This is a genomic window from Microcystis aeruginosa FD4, assembly GCF_009792235.1.
GTDB classification, from domain to species: domain Bacteria; phylum Cyanobacteriota; class Cyanobacteriia; order Cyanobacteriales; family Microcystaceae; genus Microcystis; species Microcystis viridis.
Genome location: NZ_CP046973.1, coordinates 4,597,134 through 4,618,146, shown reverse-complemented (window position 1 = coordinate 4,618,146; position 21,013 = coordinate 4,597,134). Strand labels below are relative to the sequence as shown.

22 protein-coding genes and 2 pseudogenes are annotated in these 21,013 nt (G+C 42.9%); 16 read left to right on the top strand and 8 right to left on the bottom strand.

From position 1 onward, the window contains the following. Window positions 1-805: 805 nt before the first annotated feature. Entirely contained in the window at window positions 806-2,068 is a 1,263-nt protein-coding gene (locus tag GQR42_RS23040) for a glycosyltransferase (RefSeq protein ID WP_158201761.1), read from the bottom strand. Between the two features lie 77 nt (window positions 2,069-2,145). Then, window positions 2,146-3,141, bottom strand: a complete 996-nt coding sequence (locus GQR42_RS23035; protein ID WP_158201760.1) for a formylglycine-generating enzyme family protein — start codon at window positions 3,139-3,141, stop codon at window positions 2,146-2,148. Between the two features lie 87 nt (window positions 3,142-3,228). Between GQR42_RS23035 and GQR42_RS23030 the strand changes: the two genes are divergently transcribed. Together GQR42_RS23030 and menD are read left to right on the top strand one after the other, a co-directional pair. Then, a complete protein-coding gene (locus tag GQR42_RS23030) occupies window positions 3,229-4,569 on the top strand; it encodes an ArnT family glycosyltransferase (RefSeq protein WP_158201759.1) in 1,341 nt (446 codons plus the stop codon). 174 nt (window positions 4,570-4,743) lie between these two features. Beyond that, window positions 4,744-6,454, top strand: a pseudogene (gene menD, locus GQR42_RS23025) (2-succinyl-5-enolpyruvyl-6-hydroxy-3-cyclohexene-1-carboxylic-acid synthase). Here the strand turns inward: menD and GQR42_RS23020 are convergent. After that, window positions 6,445-6,591 (bottom strand): hypothetical protein, encoded by a 147-nt coding sequence (locus GQR42_RS23020; protein ID WP_158201758.1) that lies wholly within the window; start codon window positions 6,589-6,591, stop codon window positions 6,445-6,447. The pseudogene menD and the gene GQR42_RS23020 overlap by 10 nt on opposite strands. A gap of 78 nt (window positions 6,592-6,669) precedes the next feature. Between GQR42_RS23020 and GQR42_RS23015 the strand changes: the two genes are divergently transcribed. Then, window positions 6,670-7,899: a hypothetical protein gene (locus tag GQR42_RS23015; protein ID WP_158201757.1), complete on the top strand. Its 1,230-nt coding sequence runs from the start codon at window positions 6,670-6,672 to the stop codon at window positions 7,897-7,899. Window positions 7,900-7,905: 6 nt separating this feature from the next. Here GQR42_RS23015 and GQR42_RS23010 read toward each other — a convergent pair whose 3' ends face one another. Both GQR42_RS23010 and GQR42_RS23005 read right to left on the bottom strand, forming a co-directional pair. Beyond that, entirely contained in the window at window positions 7,906-8,316 is a 411-nt protein-coding gene (locus GQR42_RS23010) for a salt stress protein, Slr1339 family (protein ID WP_158201756.1), read from the bottom strand. Window positions 8,317-8,358: 42 nt separating this feature from the next. Next, window positions 8,359-8,616, bottom strand: coding sequence for a chlororespiratory reduction protein 7 (locus tag GQR42_RS23005; protein WP_158201755.1), 258 nt, complete (start codon window positions 8,614-8,616; stop codon window positions 8,359-8,361). An 82-nt stretch (window positions 8,617-8,698) separates the two neighbouring features. On the opposite strand from GQR42_RS23005, the gene GQR42_RS23000 reads away from it, so the two are divergent. The 4 genes from GQR42_RS23000 (at window position 8,699) to vapC (ending at window position 12,331) form a co-directional block, all read left to right on the top strand. Next, entirely contained in the window at window positions 8,699-10,123 is a 1,425-nt protein-coding gene (locus GQR42_RS23000) for a protein adenylyltransferase SelO (protein WP_158202558.1), read from the top strand. Window positions 10,124-10,747: 624 nt separating this feature from the next. Beyond that, window positions 10,748-11,473 (top strand): hypothetical protein, encoded by a 726-nt coding sequence (locus GQR42_RS22995; protein WP_158201754.1) that lies wholly within the window; start codon window positions 10,748-10,750, stop codon window positions 11,471-11,473. A 260-nt stretch (window positions 11,474-11,733) separates the two neighbouring features. After that, window positions 11,734-11,946 (top strand): type II toxin-antitoxin system VapB family antitoxin, encoded by a 213-nt coding sequence (locus tag GQR42_RS22990; RefSeq protein WP_002758634.1) that lies wholly within the window; start codon window positions 11,734-11,736, stop codon window positions 11,944-11,946. Next, window positions 11,933-12,331, top strand: a complete 399-nt coding sequence (gene vapC / locus GQR42_RS22985) for a type II toxin-antitoxin system VapC family toxin (RefSeq protein ID WP_158201753.1) — start codon at window positions 11,933-11,935, stop codon at window positions 12,329-12,331. Before GQR42_RS22990 ends, vapC begins: the two co-directional genes overlap by 14 nt. Window positions 12,332-12,541: 210 nt before the next feature. Here vapC and GQR42_RS22980 read toward each other — a convergent pair whose 3' ends face one another. Further along, on the bottom strand, window positions 12,542-12,727 hold the full coding sequence (locus GQR42_RS22980) for a hypothetical protein (protein WP_158201752.1): 186 nt from the start codon (window positions 12,725-12,727) through the stop codon (window positions 12,542-12,544). Beyond that, on the bottom strand, window positions 12,702-12,986 hold the full coding sequence (locus GQR42_RS22975; protein ID WP_158201751.1) for a BrnT family toxin: 285 nt from the start codon (window positions 12,984-12,986) through the stop codon (window positions 12,702-12,704). Before GQR42_RS22975 ends, GQR42_RS22980 begins: the two co-directional genes overlap by 26 nt. A 115-nt stretch (window positions 12,987-13,101) precedes the next feature. On the opposite strand from GQR42_RS22975, the gene GQR42_RS22970 reads away from it, so the two are divergent. From GQR42_RS22970 to lepB, 8 genes and pseudogenes are all read left to right on the top strand, one after another. Continuing rightward, a complete protein-coding gene (locus GQR42_RS22970) occupies window positions 13,102-13,320 on the top strand; it encodes a hypothetical protein (RefSeq protein ID WP_158201750.1) in 219 nt (72 codons plus the stop codon). A gap of 346 nt (window positions 13,321-13,666) precedes the next feature. Then, window positions 13,667-14,424, top strand: a pseudogene (locus tag GQR42_RS22965) (IS1 family transposase). Between the two features lie 266 nt (window positions 14,425-14,690). Next, window positions 14,691-15,212, top strand: coding sequence for a photosystem I assembly protein Ycf3 (locus GQR42_RS22960; protein WP_002770118.1), 522 nt, complete (start codon window positions 14,691-14,693; stop codon window positions 15,210-15,212). A 297-nt stretch (window positions 15,213-15,509) separates the two neighbouring features. Beyond that, window positions 15,510-15,806 (top strand): Asp-tRNA(Asn)/Glu-tRNA(Gln) amidotransferase subunit GatC, encoded by a 297-nt coding sequence (gene gatC, locus GQR42_RS22955; RefSeq protein WP_158201749.1) that lies wholly within the window; start codon window positions 15,510-15,512, stop codon window positions 15,804-15,806. 139 nt (window positions 15,807-15,945) lie between these two features. Further along, window positions 15,946-16,347, top strand: coding sequence for a phosphomannose isomerase type II C-terminal cupin domain (locus GQR42_RS22950; protein ID WP_158202557.1), 402 nt, complete (start codon window positions 15,946-15,948; stop codon window positions 16,345-16,347). 1,018 nt (window positions 16,348-17,365) lie between these two features. Continuing rightward, entirely contained in the window at window positions 17,366-17,737 is a 372-nt protein-coding gene (locus GQR42_RS22940; RefSeq protein ID WP_158201747.1) for a hypothetical protein, read from the top strand. A 370-nt stretch (window positions 17,738-18,107) separates the two neighbouring features. Beyond that, on the top strand, window positions 18,108-18,941 hold the full coding sequence (gene mazG / locus GQR42_RS22935; RefSeq protein ID WP_158201746.1) for a nucleoside triphosphate pyrophosphohydrolase: 834 nt from the start codon (window positions 18,108-18,110) through the stop codon (window positions 18,939-18,941). Beyond that, on the top strand, window positions 18,941-19,516 hold the full coding sequence (gene lepB, locus GQR42_RS22930; RefSeq protein WP_158201745.1) for a signal peptidase I: 576 nt from the start codon (window positions 18,941-18,943) through the stop codon (window positions 19,514-19,516). Before mazG ends, lepB begins: the two co-directional genes overlap by 1 nt. A gap of 9 nt (window positions 19,517-19,525) precedes the next feature. Here lepB and GQR42_RS22925 read toward each other — a convergent pair whose 3' ends face one another. Beyond that, window positions 19,526-20,014 carry a universal stress protein gene (locus GQR42_RS22925; protein WP_002760138.1) on the bottom strand — a complete coding sequence of 163 codons (489 nt, stop codon included), beginning with the start codon at window positions 20,012-20,014 and terminating at the stop codon, window positions 19,526-19,528. Window positions 20,015-20,032: 18 nt separating this feature from the next. Here GQR42_RS22925 and GQR42_RS22920 point away from each other — a divergent pair, with 18 nt between their 5' ends. Further along, entirely contained in the window at window positions 20,033-20,950 is a 918-nt protein-coding gene (locus GQR42_RS22920; RefSeq protein ID WP_158201744.1) for a ribonuclease D, read from the top strand. The last annotated feature ends 63 nt before the right edge of the window (window positions 20,951-21,013 follow it).

Here is a 21,013-nt window from a genome sequence, read left to right as displayed (position 1 = left end):
AGTAAAACCTAGGGACTTGCGTAGGAATAATATCCCAGCTTTGAAAATCGCTCTGTAGAAGAACCAGACCAGCCAGATGGCACATGATCAAAGCGCAAGTCCCTAACATCTCGAAGGCTCTCCCCCTACTTAGGGTGATCAGCAAACCCCCTCCGCGCGGAGGGCGCAAGCATTGCGCCCCTACAGTAACGGATTTTGTCCACAATGTAGGGGCGAACTGCGTTCGCCCAAAAGGTACATTATCAAAGCGCAAGTCCCCTCGTAACCCACCACCAGGGACAGTGATTGGAATGATTGAATGATGAACTGTGATTAGGAACCTAGTTAAGAGTGGATTAGAGATGAAGATTGATTGAATGAACCAATCATAGTCAATCCAATAATCACATCAATCATAGTTAAGAGCGTTGGAAAAGAGGGTCTGCATACGCAAGGATTTTCCATTGTGAATATAGTATCATGTCAAGTCGCCTTTGTCAAGAGAAAATTTAACAACATCCAGATAATGTAGGGTGCGTTAGACGGCCAAAATTTCCGCTTTAACTTCAAGCTAACAATGCCTCGTAACGCACCACCTATACTTTAGACGTTCATAATCTGAGATTTATTAAACTTCTGAAATCGTAGAGTGGGTGTAGGGTGTAGGGTTTTACCGATTTTCAGGGGGTCAAGTACCTGAATTTTCCCCCTGATCACTCCCATGTCTGGCACTTTTGGATTTTAAAAAAGTCTAAAAGTTTTATCCAACAAGGTTTTTAGATTTATTCAGCCAACCCTAATTAACCATTTTTTTGCTTCTAGCTGGCTATTTTGTCACCCGCCAACTGAGTTTAAGATTAACCCAAAAGTTCCAAACCGTAACGATGGCAATCGCAATAAAGTTAGCTAGATAACGATTGATTCCTAAACCATTAAAGAGAAGGTTGAGCAGCAGCACGTTTAAAATTAAACCGGCTAAACAGATCAAATTGAACTTGAAAAATCTTTTCCAGCGTTTATTCCAACCCCGTTGACGAGCGGATAAATCGCCAAAAGTCCAGCGATCATTCCAGATAAAATTATTAATAATTGCTAATTCGGCGGCGATGATTTTACTGCGGGTTAATCCCCAACCCAAAGCGGCGGGATCACTGAGAAGATAGAGAAAGGCCATATCGACAAAAACCCCGGTTAATCCCACTAAACCGAAGCGAATAAATCTATCTAAAGGTAGATTGACAATTGCATCTAAAAATCTGAGAGGCTTTTGAGAGCGCAAACGCAGCAGATGGAAGATATATTCTAGCCATTGTTTCCAAGTTACCTTACTTTCCCCCTCTTGCCGCTCTTGGAAGACATAACCCACTTCTCCGATAGTTTCGATGCGGCCTTTGCCGATGACTTCTAGTAAAATTTTGTAACCGGTGGGATTGAGAATCAAACCAGCGATCGCTTGACGGCGGACCATAAAGTAACCGCTCATGGGATCGGAGACGCGACCGACCACCTCTGGCAGTAGAATTAAACCAAGAATTTGGGCGCCGCGGGAGAGAAATCTTCGCAGCAGACTCCACTCGCTCACTCCTCCCCCTTCGACGTGACGACTAGCAAGAGCTAAATCGGCTCCTTTTTCGATAGTTTCGAGGAGATTATAGAGAATTTCGGGGGGATGTTGCAAATCTCCATCGATTACTCCTAGTATCTCACCCCTTGACCCTTGCCAACCCCGCACCACTGCCGACGCTAATCCTTTTTCTCCCTGACGACGCATCACCCGTAGTTGCGGGTAATCTGGGGTTAATTTGCTGGCTAATTCCCAAGTGCGATCGGGACTGTCATCATCGACGATAATTAGTTCATACTGATCGGGAATTTTTTGATCGAGTAATTGACTGAGATTCTCGACTAGGGGAATAACGTTATCTCGCTCGTTATAGGTGGGAATGACTAGAGATAATTTGAGTAACTGGGGTTTATCCTTGAGAATATAACTATTATTGCGAATAATTCCTTCAATTTGCTCTAAAAAAGGAATTTGCAAAGAGCCGACGGGGGTGGTTAAAAAGGGATAGGGTGGGGAGTTGGTCACTCGCTTACACTCACAGACTAAGACAGGTTTAGAGACGCACAATTTACCGGCAAAGTTGTTGAAACCAGAATTTTTAGCTAACTACTGGCGATGCGGAATCCTAATACACTATAGCGATGATCGGGGCTAAATTGGCCCCGACTAGCGGAGCGACATTCCCTCAATTCTGTCCCCCAACCACCCCCGCGCAGGACGCGATAACGATTGCCGGTGCTATTAGGATCGGCCGGCCATACTTGGTCATCGCTGGGAGCATTGTTATAATTGCGATGCCAAGGATCGGCACACCATTCGTATAAACCACCGTGTAAATCGTACAATCCGAAGGCATTTGGGGGAAAACTGCCTACAGGGGTGGTTTTAGCTCGAAATTCGCTCTCTCTTTCCACTGCGTAGGGAAATTTAATGGCATAGTAGTTAGCGAATTCACTGGTAAGGGTGGCACCAAAGTAGAAGGGTGTGGTAGTGCCGGCACGACAAGCATATTCCCATTGTGCCTCGCTTGGGAGTCGATAGTTTCTGCCGGTGGCCCTGGAAAGTCGCTCGCAAAACTCGATCGCATCATACCAAGAGATGCTATCGACGGGTAAGTTATCCCCTTGAAAGTGAGAGGGATTAGGGGTTAAATCGCGGTTAATTTTGGGCATATTAGCGACAATTTGCCATTGTTTTTGGGTTATCGGGTATTTACTCAGGTAAAAACTGTTTACCTTGACTGAGCGCTGGGGTTTATCACTACCGGTAAAGTCTCCTTTTTCTCCGTCCGGTGTCCCCATGATAAAAGTGCCAGCAGGGATAGCAATCATCTCTAATCCCGCAAGGGTTTCCCTGTAGTATTCGGCACTACGGGAATTGCGCTCGATCACGAAACCGCTAGGATCGAGAGTAACGGTTTCAAAGGAAAAGCTTTGTCGGGGGGGGAAAGAGGAATTTTGGGGGGGTTGCGGGGGGATGATTGCCGTAGCGCTGGAGGGGGAAAAAATATTTTTTCTATCTAGAATCGCTGCCAGGCCGACTCCTGCACCGATCAGACTGATCCACTGGCCAAATTTACGTCTGTTTACTTTAATCATCCCGATTTTTCTGTCATTATCACCCCATCTAGTATACCATGAAATTCTGACTCTTGTTTGGTCACTGCCACTTATCCTTAATAATCGATGCCCAGCTTTTTGACTGTCCATAAACATTGGTTTATTGGAGCAATTATCACCTGCTTAGGTGCTTTTTTGCGAATCTATAATTATGATTCTTTGCCTCCAGATAATTGGACTTCTGACGAATATGCTTTTGCTTGGAGTGGCATGAGTTTATTACAAACGGGTATCCCCACCAGTTGGTCATGGTTGAGTCCCACGGATAATTTTCCTACGGTGGTTTGGGAAGCGAAAAATCTCCGTTATCGATTGGTGACTCCCTGGTTTGATCATCCTCCTTTATTTGGTTTATTGGTGGGTTTATTTGCCCTTTTAGGAGGAGCAAAGACTTTTTTTGATTGCAGTTTAACTATTATTAGAGTCCCTTCTTTACTCTTAGGTATTGCTTCTATAGTTTTGGTCTATTTACTCGCTCTCAAGTTGAGTAATCTATCGATCGCTATTATCGCTAGTTTAATTTATGCCACCAATCCCAATACAGTTTTTCTCTCTCGGTTAGCTATTAGTGAAAATTTAATGATTGTTTTGTGCTTATTGGTTGTCTTACTTTATTGGCAATACTATCAAACTAAGCAGAAAAAATATCTCTACATCGCCGCTTGTTTAGCTGGTTTAGCCTGTTTAGTCAAAGTAACAGCTATTTATTTAGTAGTATTATTAATTGTCCTCTTGATTTACGAAAAACAAGGACGAGAAGCGATTTATGTGACTGTGATCGGTGCTTTATTTTTCTCTCTCTATTTTCTCTATGGTGCTATCTACGATTACGATTTCTTTCGTAAGATATTTCAAGAACAATCCCTGCGATTCGAGGACTTTAACTTTGTCAAATATCTAATCACTCCCACGGTATTTTTCGAGGATGGTTGGTTAATTTTTAGCTGGTTAACCCTCTTACCCTTTCTCAGGAAGAATCCCGCTAGTCCCCAAGTTAGATTACTCGCTTTACCGGTAATCCTCTACACCTTAATTTTAGTTGCCACGGGAGCGCAAAGTCACTTTTTTACTTGGTATATGATTCCTTTTTATCCGTTTATGTTTATTATTCTAGGCATCTTTCTCGATGATTTTCGCCAAGAAACGGACGGATTAACTGCCTCAATTATTTTTATCTTTCTGGGAGTTTGGTCGATTCATCTCAATCTGACAGCCTGGATTTTAGCCTCTCCCTACGGTCGCTATTATTTTATGATCGGTACGGCGGCAATTCTGGGAGTATTCTATCTCAAGGATATCTTTGGTCTCTTTAAAAAATTCTGGATTGATCGCTTTACTTTCCTGCTCTTCTTGGCCCTGCTGGCAGCTAATATCAATGTGGTATTAACCTATAAGTTTTCTGGTTAAAACTTGGTGAGAAGGGAACCTGAAAAGGGATAAATTGGCCTGGGAATCGAGAGTAAACCTAACTAGGATCGCTGACTCAGGAATAACTTATTCTTGGCCAGTTCCGGCCAGTGTTAAATTGATTAATAGACTCTTTAACTTATTGTCCCCTAACCTTTGCCACTGAACTGATAAATGTCGATCGATTTTCGCAATCTTAATACACTTTGGGGTTCCATTTTAGTTGAAACATTGGCCCGTTTGGGATTGAAGATAGGGGTGGTTTCTCCCGGATCGCGCTCGACTCCTTTAACGGTAGCCTTGACAAGACATCCCCAGATTGAAGCTATTCCCATCTTAGACGAGCGCTCGGCTGCCTTTTTTGCCTTGGGATTAGCCAAACAATTATATCAACCAGTGGTTTTAGTCTGCACTTCTGGCACTGCCACGGCTAATTTTTATCCCGCAGTCATTGAAGCAAAAGAAAGTCATCTCCCTTTATTAATTCTAACCGCCGATCGCCCCCCAGAATTGCGTCATGCTCACGCCGGTCAGACTATCGATCAAATCAAACTCTACGGTAATTATCCCAACTGGCAAGCGGAAATTAGCTGTCCTAGTGCCAATATCGAGCGTTTACGCTATCTCCGTCAAACTATCATCCACGCGTGGTTGCGCTGTCTCGATCCTGTCCCCGGAGTGGTGCATCTGAACTTACCATTTCGGGATCCCCTCGCACCAACTCCCGATCTAGAAATTAACAATTTAGAGGCTAATTTTGACCAAGAGGCTTTTTTTAGCCATATATCTCGGCAAAATATCCCCATTAACCACTCAATTCTCGAAATTCCTTCTTTACCCCCCCCAAGGAATTATCATCGCGGGATTAGCTTCCCCGCAAAACCCCGAAAGTTACTGTCAGGCGATCGCTAATTTAGCCCGATCGCAACAATATCCCGTCTTAGCAGAAGCTTTATCTCCTCTGCGAAACTATGCGAGATTAAATCCCCATCTCATCACCACCTATGATTTATTATTGCGGAATCCTGCCCTTAGAACCCAATTAACCCCCGATGTTGTCCTGCAAATTGGGGAATTACCCACCAGCAAAGAATTAAGGACATGGTTAGAAGAAATCGACTGTCCGCGCTGGATTATCGATCCCCATCCCGATAATTACGATCCTCTACAGGGAAAAACCGGACATCTCAGGGGAAATATCGAGCAATTAGGGCATCTATTCCCACATAAAACCGATAATAACCAAGAATATCGGCAATTATGGCAAAAATTCGACCAGCAAGCTAGATTAACTATCGATCGCCTTTTGGCAGCAGAGACTAAACTGATTGAAGGGAAAATCCCTTGGCTGCTCTCCCAACACCTCCCCCCCCGCACCCCGATCTTTATCTCTAATAGTATGCCTGTTCGCTATGCCGAATTTTTTACCCCGCCGAGCGATCGCCAAATTCGTCCCTATTTTAATCGCGGGGCCAATGGCATCGACGGCAACCTCTCCACTGCGATAGGAATGGCTTATAAAAATGTCCCTAGTCTGCTATTAACGGGAGATTTAGCCCTATTACACGACACAAATGGTTTTTTGATCAAAAAATATTTTGTTGGCTCATTGACCATAATTTTAATCAATAACAAGGGGGGAGGCATTTTCCAGATGTTGCCGATCGCCAAATTTGACCCTCCCTTTGAAGAATTTTTTGCCACTCCCCAAAATATCGACTTTTGCCAACTCTGTCGCACCTACGGTATCGATTACCATTTAATCAGTGATTGGACTGATTTTCAGCAAAAAATTGCAGTTTTACCGGAATCAGGCATAAGATTACTAGAAATATCCTGCGATCGAGCTTTTAATACCCAATGGTTCCTCAGTAATTATGTGTAGGGTGTGGGGTGTGGGGTGTGGGGTGTAGGGTGTGGGGTGTGGGGTGTGGGGTGTGGGGAAGTGGGGAAGTGGGGAAGTGGGGAAGTGGGGAGAATAAAGCTGCCTATTGCAAGAGTGCCTATCCTGATATGTAGCATATACTCAACGGATTTAGTATTAATTCCCTTTTTCGAGAAAGTGAATACAATGGGTGGAAAGCGAGTTAAAAGGGCCCGATGAATCGACAAAGACGGCAAAAATCAAGACAATTTTCTCTCCCCAGATATTCTATCTTTCCCCCGGAACAATGGCGATCGGGAGTGACTTCTTTGATGATTAGTTTGGTCTTGTCCCTACTGATTTTAAAACTGAATAGCTCTAGTCTCTCCACTGCAACCATAAATATTTTTAATCCCTCCACTGTCGGGGAGAATTTAGCCGGTAAGAGTCTAGGTGAGTTAGAAAAGCAGAAAATCGCCGAATTTTTGCAAATTAACCCGCCAGAAACCGAATTAACCCTCGATCGCACTCCTTTGTTTATTCTCCACGATACAGCTTGGAGTATGACTGCGGGTAACATCGAAGAACAGAAAAAATATGCTCGCGGTCCGATGAAATTGGGTCCCAATGTTTACATCCCCCGCAAAGCGAATTCCAGGGATAGAGATATTTTAGACTCGATCGCCAGGCCTTTTTTTGAACGTCACCGTCCCACGGCCACTTTTTACGAACAAGCAGCCGAAATGCTGCCCGCAGACACCAGGGATCAATTAGTGCGTCAACTGTGGCAACTTACCCCAGAAACTATCCGCGTCAAGGGTTTTGCACTTGCTTTAGAGGGTGTTCCTTTGAGTACGCGATCGGCGACTGAGTTAGAAAAAAGGGCGAGAATTTGGTTAAATACGCCTTCAGAAGCCGTCTTTAGGCGTTTAGTCAAGCAATATCCCATAAATTACTTTGATGGGGCAAAAACTACCGCATTATGGGCAACAGAAGCGATTTGTCAGCAGCTATCTCACCCTAATTGCGATCGCTTGCGACCAGTTTTTGCCGAAAGAAATCGTCGGGTTATCTCCAGTGTTAACATTGAACTGGTACAGGCGCCAGGCTCCCACTGTTTGACCAAAGGACGCTTGCAACCCCTCCCCGGTTACAGCGATTTTCAATACCAACAAACGGCGAAATATTATCTCCTCGCAGCCTTACAAACGGGACAATTACCGCAAATTGTCAGCCATTTTGCCGTCGATAGTTTTTTGATTAATCAAGGAAAATATCCCCATTGTGACCCCCGGGGTTTTGATCTACAACGTCTCTACAATCTCATCAGTCAAGCTTTGGATTATGACCCCGGCACTGTTTATGGTATCGTCCCTCGTTACGGCACAAATATTATAGCTGGTGATAATATTTGGTGGCATAATCGAGTTTTTGATGCGGCCAATTTACCCACAACTTTAAATTAGACCTGATCAGTTAGAAATGTCCACTTCTCCCAAAGCTTCTAGATAGGTAATCGCAGCTTCTAACGGAGAATCGTAGCTATAGGAAAACTCCTCAAACCAGCGTCCTTCCTCCGATTTGGCATCCAATTTATCTAACCATTGCTTCGCCTTTCTAGTTAAAGCTTCTCGCTTGCGCTGCTGTTTTAATGCCACCGATTTTTCTTTTTCCGCTGCCTCTTGTTGTTGCCTTTCTTGGTTTTCTAAGGCTAAAGCTTTTAAAACCGCATCGGTAGAAGAATCGCCGGCATAATTAACCTTAAATTCGGACGGGGAACGATCTTTTTCTTGGCCAGAAGAAGGTGACGGTATCGGTTTTTCCTGATCCCGTTTCTGGTATTCTGCCTTCATTTGTGCCAGTAAATCTTCTATTTCTCCCATAATTATCAAGTTAGAAAGTAAAAAGTTAAAAAGCGGGTTTCCTTATTTTTCCAAACGGACCACATACCATTGTAGATAACCCTCCCCACCCAAGTCTAACTCGCAGTAATTATCGCGCAGATAGAGAGCTTTTTCCTCAAAACTAGAGAATTTTGCCAATTGTCGGGGACAAATCTCCGGTTTTGCAGTGATTAAATCTTTTAACTTATCCCGCAACTGGTCGGGAGTCTGGAATTGTTCAGGTTGATCGGCCTCAAGGACAAGAAAATAGTCCCCTTGATACATAATAGAATCGGGCATCGCTGTTTGATAGTCTCAGTAGGAAAATTTTTTGGCTATCTTTACCACTTTAACGCCTCAAAGCTCGATCGACACCACCACTATGACAGACCATCTCACCAATCCCTTTCTCAGTCTCCCTTACGAAAGCGTCATGCAGGACTTGGGAGACCACTACTATGATCAAGTCGCAGCCGCAGATTTTCCCCGTCATATCCTTCGTTTTCGCAATGATGCTTTATTACCTTTGGTGGGAATTCAGCCAGAATTAACCTTAGACGAGCATTTTATCGAGGCTTTTGGTAAATTTCAATCCCTGACCCCTTTTTTGTCCCTGCGTTACCACGGTTATCAATTTGGCGAGTATAATCCTTTTTTAGGGGATGGTCGCGGTTTTCTCTACGGTCAAGTTAGGGGTATTGATGGCAAATTATACGATTTTGGTACGAAAGGATCGGGACGGACTCCCTATTCCCGTCATGCGGACGGTAGGTTAACTCTCAAGGGTGGAGTTAGAGAAGTCTTAGCTGGGGAAGCTTTACGCAGTTTAGGGGTGAATACCTCTCGCTGTCTGAGTTTGGTGGAAACGGGGGAAAATCTCTGGCGCGGTGATGAACCTTCCCCAACGCGATCTTCGGTGATGATTCGAGTTAGTAATTCTCATATTCGTTTCGGGACTTTTGAGCGTTTATTTCATATTAAACGTAGTGATTTAATTAAAAGACTCCTCGATCATGTGATTATTTATTATTATCCTGAAATCAATCCCCAAGATAGCGATCGCTATTTACAATTTTACGCCGCTTTGATTGAAAGAACCGCTAAATTAGCGGCCCAATGGATGGCCGCAGGTTTTTGTCATGGAGTTCTCAATACCGATAATATGTCAATTACTGGGGAAAGTTTCGATTATGGTCCCTACGCTTTTATTCCTTCCTATAACCCCCAATTTACGGCGGCCTATTTCGACTACGGTGGCCGTTATAGTTATGGCAATCAGCCTTTTATCTGTCGTTTAAATCTAGAGTTACTGCAATCTCCCCTGGCCATGGTTGTCTCCTTGTTAGAGTTAGATATGGCTTTGGCTAACTATGACCAGCATTACAATTTTTATTATCAAACAATGATGCTCAAAAAGTTAGGTTTTGAGGATATTTTTACTCCCGAATCTGCTTTACTGGTCAGCAAAACTGTGGAGGTTCTCCAAGAAACTGGCCTCGGTTATCACGACTTTTTCTATCAATTAAGTGAACAATTTAATTACGGTTGGCGAGAAAATAGTTCTCTAATTCTTGAAAATCTGGATTTACCAAAAGCTGATTGGCAACGTTGGCGAGAATTATATAGTTTGGTCTTAAATCAATTACCCCCAGATTCCTTGTCTCAAATTGGCGATACCTTAACGCATTATAATCCTAAAACCGCTTTACTTAGACCTCTCATCGAATCGGTTTGGGAAGCAATTACCTATGAAGATGATTGGCAACCTTTCCAAGAATTAGTGATAAAATTACAAAATAAACAGTAATTAAGTAATAGGTTCTTGGTTAGGAGAGGCAAGAGGTGGTTAGATATGTGTAATTAATTAAACCTCTTGCATAATTAATTTTTGAGGGTTTAAAAACGACAAGAATAAGGATTAAATGGCATAAAATCTGTAAATATACCATTTAATTAATTATTATTCATTCTTAATTCTCCTGACTACTGACTACTGGCTACTGACTCCTCACCCTAACAACAATTTTTGATTTTTACAAGAGGTCTATTATGTCTAGCTACTTATTCAGGTCATTTCCTGAAATGCGTTGGACAAAAATTGACCAGACTTGGCGATCAATGTTTCCCTTCTAACCATTAAGAGTGTCAAAATAATAGTAAAATTTTGTGACAAAGTGCAATCATATCTAAGAATCTTTGCTAGAACCCCAGAAGGCTTCTGTGATAAGTCTCCTTAAAGGAGATTGTTTGCTGCAAACTAATCTGGCTAACACGCTTTTGGGCGTAATATAGGGGAAGTTAACCTATATCGTTACTCTAGAGAGTGTTGTGCAGAAAGTTGACCTATAATATATAGTTAGCCTGCCATTTCAATGTTACTGAATAGCATTTTTAACTTCTCAAATATTCTCTAATCACCATTTGCTGAAAAATGAATGAACCTGAAAAAATAGAACCTAACCGCAACCCAAGTAAGCCCCCATATACTCGGGCATATCAGAAAATTAAGAGCCGATGTCAGTTTCAGCAAAACTTTGCAACTTTTCTTTTGGTTGTATTTTTTACGTTGCAGTACTCTGTACCAATTTTCTTAGTAGTACTTGGGAGCATTGCAAGCTCAAGAGAGCAACTCGCCTTGTTTTTCTCATCGGAAGCAGTCTCTCGTCAGACTGACACAACAACTTCTGCTTCTGAAGCAAAAACATCATCTGCTTCTGAAGCAGTAGTATCAAGAATTATATATTTAGTTGGCTTAATCACTATCCTTTTAGGAGTTATAAACAATATCGTTCGTCCTGCTGAAAGTTATGATACCGCTGCTAGATATAATAATCAATTTTACAGGTTTGAGCAGAATTTTGAGTTAGAGCTTCTAGCGATCTCGAGTTTTTCTGACGAACTTGATAACAAGTATACAGACGAAATTATTATCAGCTTTCTAATCGCAAAAAATGAAGAGCTTTGTCGGTTAATTGAAGAATATAACGATGCTAGATCACTATCTCCTCGCCAAACTCATCTTCAAGCATTAAATCAAGATAAGAATAAAGATAATTTAGAAACTGTTGATAAGATCTCAATTGTTAAACCTGATGACAAAGTTTCTTCATCGAATCCTTCAACAAGTTTTTTTACTGAAACGGAATCTGAGCTTTAGTCGCAGCCGTAGCGCGATCGCCGATCTTGTCGGGTGCGTTCCCTTCCACCGATCGATTTTGGGGAACGCACCCTGCACATGGATTGAAACTGTGAGTCTAAGTGCGATGCTGAAGGCACTACGTAGCAGTACGCCATTGCCGTATGTAGCTTAAGGCTTGAGGGCCAACTAACAAAGATATGCCCAGAGGTGGGTTAGTCATCTATCGGATTAAAATGTAAAGAGAATAATCACCCATACTTCAATCTAATATCCATCCTATGCAAATTACCCTCAACCTTGATGAATCGCTTCTCAAGGAAGCCTTTCAACTGACTAACCTCACCACCCAAGAGGAACTAATGAATCTTGCTCTACAAGAATTCGTAAGATCCCGCCGTAAGAAAAACCTTCTCGACCTTGCGGGACAAATTCAATTTGCTCCAGATTTTGATTATAAAGCCCTACGTGAAACCGGTCATGTTGCTGATTGACACATCTGTGTGGATCAGCGTCTTCCGCAGTCGCAGTGGTCAAGTTCGCCAGCAACTGGAAACGTTAATTGCAAATCGTGAGATTTTACTCACCCGCTTTACTCAGCTTGAACTGCTTCAAGGGAGCTTAAACGAGCAAGAGTGGACAATCCTCTCTACTTACCTCGAAGTGCAAGATTATGTTGAACTCACGCCTTCTTCCTGGCAAGCGGCTGCACGTATTTACTATGACCTGCGTCGTCAAGGATTGACTGTTCGCAGCCCGATTGATTGCTGTATTGCTCAAGCGGCACTAGAAAATGATCTGCTTCTGATTCACAACGACCGTGATTTTGAAACCATTGCTCAAGTGCGATCTCTTCAAAATCTCCGTTTTCGGCCTTAGGGTGCGTTCCCTAAGGTGGCTCCTGCTGCTCCACCAGTAGATTCTGGGGAACGCACCATGCATTGATTAAAGATGTGAGTCTAAGTGCGATGCCGCTCTTGTAGGGTGCGGAAACGCGCATGTAACGCACCTTTTTCAAGTTAGCTATAATGTTGGTTAGACAATGCTCTTATGAGCATATTGTTCAACCAGTAATTCGATTATTTTTTCCTAAGGAATTTGTTTTCGATCTGCTTGAGATTTAAAGAAGCTTACACTTTCTTCTGTTAATTCTAATGTTACTTGATTAGTTTTGGTTTTACCTTTAGGAACTAACTGGTCTGGGGGCGGTAAAAAATCTTTAACGACTTGTCCCAGTTCCATTGGTTCATCAGTATAAGTTATTTTGCTGTTCATATAGTTTACGTCCTCTTCGCCAATAACCAGCTCCAAAAATTCTAACTTTTCCTTCCCGGTAAGTAAAGCGTACTGTGATAATTCCTTCATTAACTTGCCCCATACAGTAAAATCGATTTTCTTCTTGACTGTGAGCCAGATCTTGTACGATAACTCTGTTGGGGTCAAAAAATGCGTATTGGGCTAATTCAAAGGAAACATCGTGTTTCTGTTGGTTTAAACGATTTTTATCTTCATCCCATTCAAAGCTTTCATCCATAAGTGGAGTTGATAAGCCTAATCACTATAATTTTAACATATCAAGAGGGATAAGCAAATTGCGAAATTTTGTCTCGCTCCCGTCTTCCTAGAAAAGAACCGAGGCTTTAAAGAACATGACTGAACGACTTGAGCAGGCGATCGCCCAATTAAAAACCTTGTCAACCGATCAACAGGACGCGATCGCAAACCTAATTTTGGCAGAACTCGAGGAAGAGCAGCGATGGGATGACTCCTTTGCCCGCTCACCAAACTTACTGGCTAAACTAGCAGCCGAAGCAATGGCAGAACATCGATCGGGCAAGACTCAAGAATTAGACCAGGAAACGTTGTGAAGTCTTGTACCACTGCTCGTTTTCGGGAGATGTTTGCTGATCTTCCAAAACCGATTCAAGTGACATGGCTTTTCAGTGCGATCGCCGATCTTGTAGGGTGCGTTCTCTAAGGTGGCTCCTACTGCCCCACCAACAGATTTTTGGGAACGCACCATGCAGATTGATTGAAGTCGTGAGTCCAAGTGCGATGCTGAAGGCACTGCGTAGCAGTACGCCATCGCCCTAGGGTGCGTTCCCTAATGCAAGTCATACGGCGTTGTCAGATAAAGAGATGAGAAGGCAAAATAGATAGAAACTCAATCAAGGAAAAAGAAGGAAGAAATGTCCAGAATGTCAAAGTGACCACATCAATAAAAATGGTCATCGTGGTCAAAAACAAAACTATATATGTGTAAACTGTGGTCGTCAGTTCATCCCTAGCTATGAAACCAAGGGCTATAGCGATGATGTTAAGCGCACCTGTCTGAAAATGTAGGTAAATGGCCTGGGATTTCGAGGCATTGAGAGAGTGACGGGAGTCTCACGAACAACCATTATGGATTGGGTCAAACAAGTGGGAAAACTGCTGCCTGATTCCTATAATCCAGAAACGATTCCAGAAGTGGGAGAACTAGATGAATTAGAGACCTTTGTTGGTCAAAAAAAGCACAAAATCTGGCTCTGGACGGCTGTTGACCACTTTCGAGAGGGAATTCTTGGATGGGTAATTGGTGGTCTGGCAAGGCGAGTGCCTTCGGCAACATAGTGGAGAGACATTTCAACGTTTATGGCAACCTATCTCATTTTGGCAATGTTATTTTTGGGTAAGTGATGGAAATCCAGTGTATCCAATATTTATCCCTGACGGGGATCAGATTGTTAGCAAAAGTTATCGGACAAGGGTAGAGGGAGAAAATACAAGATTACGTCATTACAACCGCGCGTCTTCATCATCAGACTCTCTGCTCTTCAAAATGTGTCAAAATGTTAGAAAATTCCCTACCGCTTCTAGTTCATTACCTTAAGTTTAAGGATGTTCCAGTTCCCTACACTTTTGCTAGATTCATCTTTACATCTGACAACGCCGAATTTGGCGAATATCGCCTGGAGTTGTCAACTTTCTGAATACACCCCGATACATGATTTCCTCTTTGACATTTTCCCAATCGGGACGCAAAGGATGAAGATTAGTAGTCCCTGTAGTTACCGCTGGCTGGGGAGTGGCTGCCAGTGGAACCGCTTCTGAGTAGGGATGTTGATTGTTCGCTGCCGGACCAGCAAAGACCCTCTAAATGGAAACCGTGGCCAGAAAAATTAGAAAAACAGCCCTAGGGTTTCTTGCGAGTGCTATAAAGGTAAATAGTCATTTCGCTCGCCTACTCGTCCTAACTATGCCACGCACTCAACGTAACGATAATTTTATTGATAAATCTTTTACCGTCATGGCGGATATCATTTTAAAGATACTCCCCGCCAATAAAAAAGCCAAGGAAGCCTTTGTTTATTATCGCGATGGGATGTCTGCCCAAGCTGACGGTGAATACGCCGAGGCCCTCGATAATTACTATGAAGCTTTAACATTAGAAGAGGATCCTAACGATCGCAGTTATATCCTCTACAATATTGGCATTATCCACGCTAGTAACGGCGAGCATGAAAAGGCTCTGGAATACTACGAAGAAGCTATCCAACTCAATCCCAGAATGCCCTCCGCCTTGAATAATATCGCCGTTATTTACCATTTTCAAGGGGAAAAAGCCAGAGAAGACGGTCAACAGGCCGAAGCAGAAGCACTCTACGACAAAGCGGCAGAATACTGGAAACAAGCCATCCGATTAGCCCCCAATAACTACATTGAAGCCCAAAACTGGCTGAAAATCACCGGGCGATCGGAAATTGATGTTTTCTTCTAAATTGAGAAGCCGGTCGTCGGTCGTCAGGAGTTAGGAGTCAGGAGACAGTAATCAGCTTCTGAAGGTAAGAGGCAACAGGCACTCGTGCAAAAGACAGAATCTGGCAATTCTCCTACCTAAAAAGAAGGTTAGAAACTAAGCACATCAAAGCTTTTAGCTTAACCAATTAGGTTTTAGATTCGGCCCTTGTTATCAGTAATCAGTTTTTTCTCCCTGCTCCCCTGCTCCGTTCTCCCTGCTCCCTGCTCCCCACTCCCCCACTCCCCAATTCATAATTCATAATTCCCCATTTCTCCCATGATCGATCGAGCTACAGTTGAAAAAATCGCCCATTTAGCCCGTTTAGAGATTAATAGCAGCGAAGAAGAACAATTTGCGGGGCAATTAAGCGGAATCCTTGATTATTTCGAGCAGTTAACGGAATTAGATACGGAAAATGTGCCACCCACCATGCGAGCGATCGAAATTCAAAATATTACTCGCGCCGATAGTAATAGACTTTATCCCGATCACGAGGTCTTAGTGCAAGAATCGCCGGCCCCGGAAGGGGATTATTTCCGCGTTCCCCGCATTCTCAACACCGACGAAGACTAAATCAGTGATCAGTGATCAGATGTCAGTTTTCAGTTCACTGATCACTGTTTACTGTTTACTGATCACTGACTTAGATGCCATCTAGGGTTTTTGCTGCTATCTTGGACTAAGATCAGACCTAGCAATGGAGACATATATAATGATCGCATCCCAAGATGTGGCACCATTTCAGCTTATTTCGAGCATAGAATCGGCAGCAACAGAATTTAGGCCCTGGGGTTCTTTCACCACCCTAGAAGAGGGTCCTGGTTATAAAATCAAGCGAATTGAAGTGAATCCGGGTCATCGTCTCAGTTTACAGATGCACTACCATCGCAGTGAACACTGGATTGTCGTTTCGGGGACTGCAAAAGTCACCTGTGGAGATAACGAGGAAATTCTCGGAGCCAATCAGTCCACTTATGTGCCGCAGTGTACCGCTCACCGTCTGGAAAACCCCGGGGTGATCAAATTGGTGTTAATTGAAGTGCAAAATGGGGAATATTTAGGAGAGGATGATATAGTGCGTTTTCAGGATGATTATGCTCGCCATCAGAGCTAAGACTGTCTTTAGGGAGACAGAAGGGGAAGAAACCATTTTTCGCCCCAAAAACCTTTTTAGGTTAGTCTGCCTGACTGTCTTCCCTGCTGTCAAGGCTTGTCAACTTCTAGAAAAATTGCCTTTTCCGGCCGGGTAGGGGTTTTCCTCATGGGAGGTAAACTGTTGACTATCTAAATTACTCGTTAAGATTGCAGGGGAAAAGGGAGCCGGGAGCCGGGAGAGGGGTGGTGAGCATTTGTACTAAAATTTCCCAGATGCAGTTTAAATGCAGTACGGCTTAAAGGCACGGGGACGGGGATTTATTCTGACGATGTTGTGAGCAAAGAACGGGTAAAATCTACAGAAAAATAAACTTCCCCTAGAGCCTGTATGGAAAGCTTGAGGAAAGCTAGGCTAGGGGAAATGATTTATTCCTTTGCTGGATTAACTTCAGCATATAACTCTCATTTGTCAGGACTATAACAGCCGGATGTCAATTCTGTGACAAAGAAAAGCCGCTCATAAGCTGCCCGCACATCTAAATTGCTTGTTGAGATGAGGCACTCTTGCACTCTTGCAACAGTAAAGGGATTGCGGGAGATTCAGCTAATCTAAGGATAGGCCGTTAAAATGCGTCTTAGCTTATTCAGGAGATTATTTTTATTTGTTCTCCCCTCTCCCTGCTCCAGCACTCCCGTCCACCTATTTCCTGAGAATTCTAGAGGTACTTGTAAATATTTGTTACAAGGAGACGAGGAAAAATCTGACGGCAGGGAGACAAGAAAGGATTATCGACGGGGATCAAGGATTTCAGTAGGAAATTTGATTGGGGATCAAGATAAACTGATTGTAAAGTTTTCGATACCTCTCGCCGATTCTTGTAATAGTTCGATACATATAACATGGATGATCAGCGATGATTGTAAATTTATATTGCGAATAGCTCATCTTCTTCGGTGTTTTCCCTATACTGGTTTTCATCAACTTTGAGCCGACGTGCAGAAAAGTTAGACCACCAAGTTTGTAAGAGGTCAGGAAGATGCAATTAACCGCAAGAAATAACTGGGGCTACGTTTCTTTAGCAATGCTAAAAAGCTTTCTTCTCTGGAATTTTGTCCTAACTGTCTGTTTATTAGTAGTGGGATTTCCTTTAGTAGTATTAATGATGACAGTGGGAGCATTGTCGGCGATTATCTTACAGTCAGTTTTACCGATTAGTTCCGTGCTTTTAGTGGCGGGAATGATTATCGGCATCAATATTTTGGCTATCCTAATTAGTGCCGCTTTATTAGCAGCAAAAGGTGTTCATCCCCATGAAGTTAGCTGGTTGCACTGGTTACACGGTGAGGTAAAAACCTCTCATCAAGCTGTTTATGCTTCTTGCCCCTTAACTTGCGGGGTGGTTCATTAAATTTGATTTTCTTACAATTGCTTACCTTTTTTCTATTTAGATTTATTTAAGTTTTCAACTGCTTGATCAGTTGACTATACACATTCCAAGCTAGTGCAACCCGGTTTCACCGGGTTTTTTCATCGTTATTGAGCTAAAGCAGTTATCTGAATGGTGAGGTACGAAGTTGTAGGTTGGGTTGAAGCATGAAACCCAACGCCCGCATGGGTTACGAAGTGCGCTAACCCATCCTACAAATAATTGTACCTCCCTACTTAAGAGATTTTTTGCTGTGATCGCTAAACAGTTAACTGAAAACTCACATCTGATAACTGATCACTGATCACTGATAACTGACCGGTATACTGGGGGAGAAAACCGGAAAAAATCGATGTCTAGCCTTCCAGAAACCGACAATCCCAGCTACAAGGCCATCTTAGAGGCATTAAACCATTTAATCACCGTTGTTGCCCGTTTAAGAGACCCAGAAAGCGGCTGTCCTTGGGATTTAGCCCAAACCCCGGAAACCCTGATTCCCTACGTTATCGAGGAAGCTTATGAGGTGGTAGCGGCGATTAAAAGCGGTGATAAAACTGCCATTGCTGAGGAATTAGGCGATTTACTGCTACAGGTGGTTTTACAAGCCCAAATTGCCAGTGATAAGGGTAATTTTAGCCTAGAAGAAGTGGCTAGAGGCATCACTGATAAATTAATCCGTCGTCATCCCCACGTTTTCGCAGATCTATCCCTAGAAAATCCCGAACAGGTGCGTCAAAATTGGGAGAAAATCAAAGCTGAGGAAAAAAATGACCCGACTATTAGCGGCAAATTAACCCGTTATGCCCAAACTTTACCACCCTTGATCGGGGCGATGAAAATTTCTCGGCAAGCGGCGCGGGTCGGTTTTGAGTGGGAAAATATCGCAGGAGTCTGGGAAAAATTTGGCGAAGAGTTGGCAGAATGGCAAGAGTCCCTAGAATCGGGCGATAAAGAGCATCAACAGGCAGAATTAGGCGATTTACTCTTTACTATTGTCAATCTTGCTCGCTGGTATGATTTAGACCCCAGTATCGCTTTACAAGAGACTAATCTGCGTTTTATTCAACGTTTTTCCCTAGTGGAATCTGTGGCGGAAAAGCCTCTCCATGACTATACACTAGAGGAATTAACAGTTTTCTGGCAGCAAGCGAAAGCTAAGTTACATCAACCATCATCTGGGCAATAATGCAAGAGCAAGAAATTAATAAGGACAAATCCAATAGTTTTTGGGCTTCTATTCGAGAAAATCTGCAAATTATCACTATAGCTTTAGTTTTAGCCCTACTGATCCGCACTTTTGTGGCTGAACCTCGTTTTATCCCCTCTGATTCTATGTTACCCACTTTAGCACAGGGCGATCGCTTAGTAGTGGAAAAACTTTCCTACGATTTCCATCCTCCTCGACGGGGGGATATCGTCGTCTTTGAACCGCCGGCACAATTACAATTACAGGGATACCAAAAAGACCAAGCTTTTATTAAAAGAGTGATTGCCACCGCAGGGGATGTGATTGCTGTCAAGGAGGGCAAAATTTATCTGAATAATCAACCCTTGTCAGAGGATTATATTCTCGAACCCCCTCAATATAATTTAATGCCTTTGCTCGTGCCGGAAAATAACTTATTTGTCATGGGAGATAATCGCAATAATAGCAATGACTCCCATATCTGGGGGTTTTTACCGGAAAATAACGTGATTGGTAGGGCGGTTTTTCGCTTTTTTCCTTTTAATCGTTTGGGGATTTTAGGGGGGAATCGCTAACAGAAATTTTTAGTCCTGATGATGTTGAACAATTAACACAGAACAGGGGGCATGATGGAGAACATAATTACTCACACTACCTAAGAATAACTCTCCTAGACCCGATCGCCCACGCCGGCCGATAACAATTAAATCAATATTTTCCTCTCGCGCCACTTTACAGATAGTTTTAGCGGCATGACCGTAAATTTGCCGGTATTCTCCCTTTACACCCATTTCTCCCGCCTGATTAGCTCTTTTTTGCAACATGGCCACCCCTTTCTGCTCGAATTCTTCCCATTGTTGCCGCCAAAAATCGAGAGTGAGATCATTACCCTGGGCGGGGTAAATATCGGCTAAATTGGGTGGAATCGGTAAAGGGCTATAATCTTCTTCAGGGGAAAGGACGTGCAGTAGTAGAAGGTTAGCTTCGTACTTACTAGCTAAGGATACAGCCTCCTTAAAAACACTGTCTCCCATCTCTGATAAATCTACTGCTATCAAGATTTTTTGATACATTTTTCAGCCTCTGCAACCATGTCTTATTTAACGGAATCCGACGCTATTAGGAATGCGATCGATCACTTTTCTCATTTTCCCATTCTTTGGTTAGATACGGAAGTGGCCGATTACAATAGCAAGACTCCCCGTTTGTCTCTGATTCAAATTCTGGCTGATTCCACGGACTTAACGGGGGAGCGGGTGACAATTTTGGATGTTCTTGATCGACCGGATCTTAGGGACTATTTTATCACTAAAATCATGCTGGTTGACCGGATAGAAAAGGTTTTTCACAATGCTAGTTATGATTGTAAATTTTTGGGCGGTAAAAGCAAAGTTAAAAAAATTACTTGTACCCTAGAGTTAGCTAAAAAGGTTCCCTACTATATTGCTCCTTTACCCAATTATCAACTAAAAACCGTGGCTGAATGTCTTTGTCATTTTCCCGCTATTGATAAAAGTGAACAGGGGGGGAATTGGGGCAAAAGACCTTTAACCGCGGCCCAGCTAGAATATGCACAAAAAGACCCCGTATATACGGCCCAAATCCATCATCGTCTTTTGCAGCTTTCCCATTTAATTACTCCCGATCCCGCGGGTGAGAATCTGGAAAGATTAACTAATCGTTATTGGGAAATTTACCAGCAATGGAGGATTTTAGATACAGAGATGGAACATCTCAAGGAACGTTTAAAGTCGGCAATTATCCAGCAAGAGTCTGCGGAGATTAACGGGTTTTCGGTCAGTTACCAAAATCGCACCAGCAAAAAAGTTAAACTGGCCGAATTAGCCAAAGTTGTCTATTTATCGGGTCAGGATAGCCAAATATCTCTCTCCTTAACTAATGATCTTCTCAAAGAATTGGGGGATTTAGCCCAAGGGTTAACCATCGAGGAAACTCGCCAAAAAATCAGTCAATTGACCATCAAACAAAGTGAAGCTGACTTGACATGATTATAGCAGAATAGGAGTCAATACCAAATTAGGTTATACTTGATATTTATGAAAAAGGCTGTA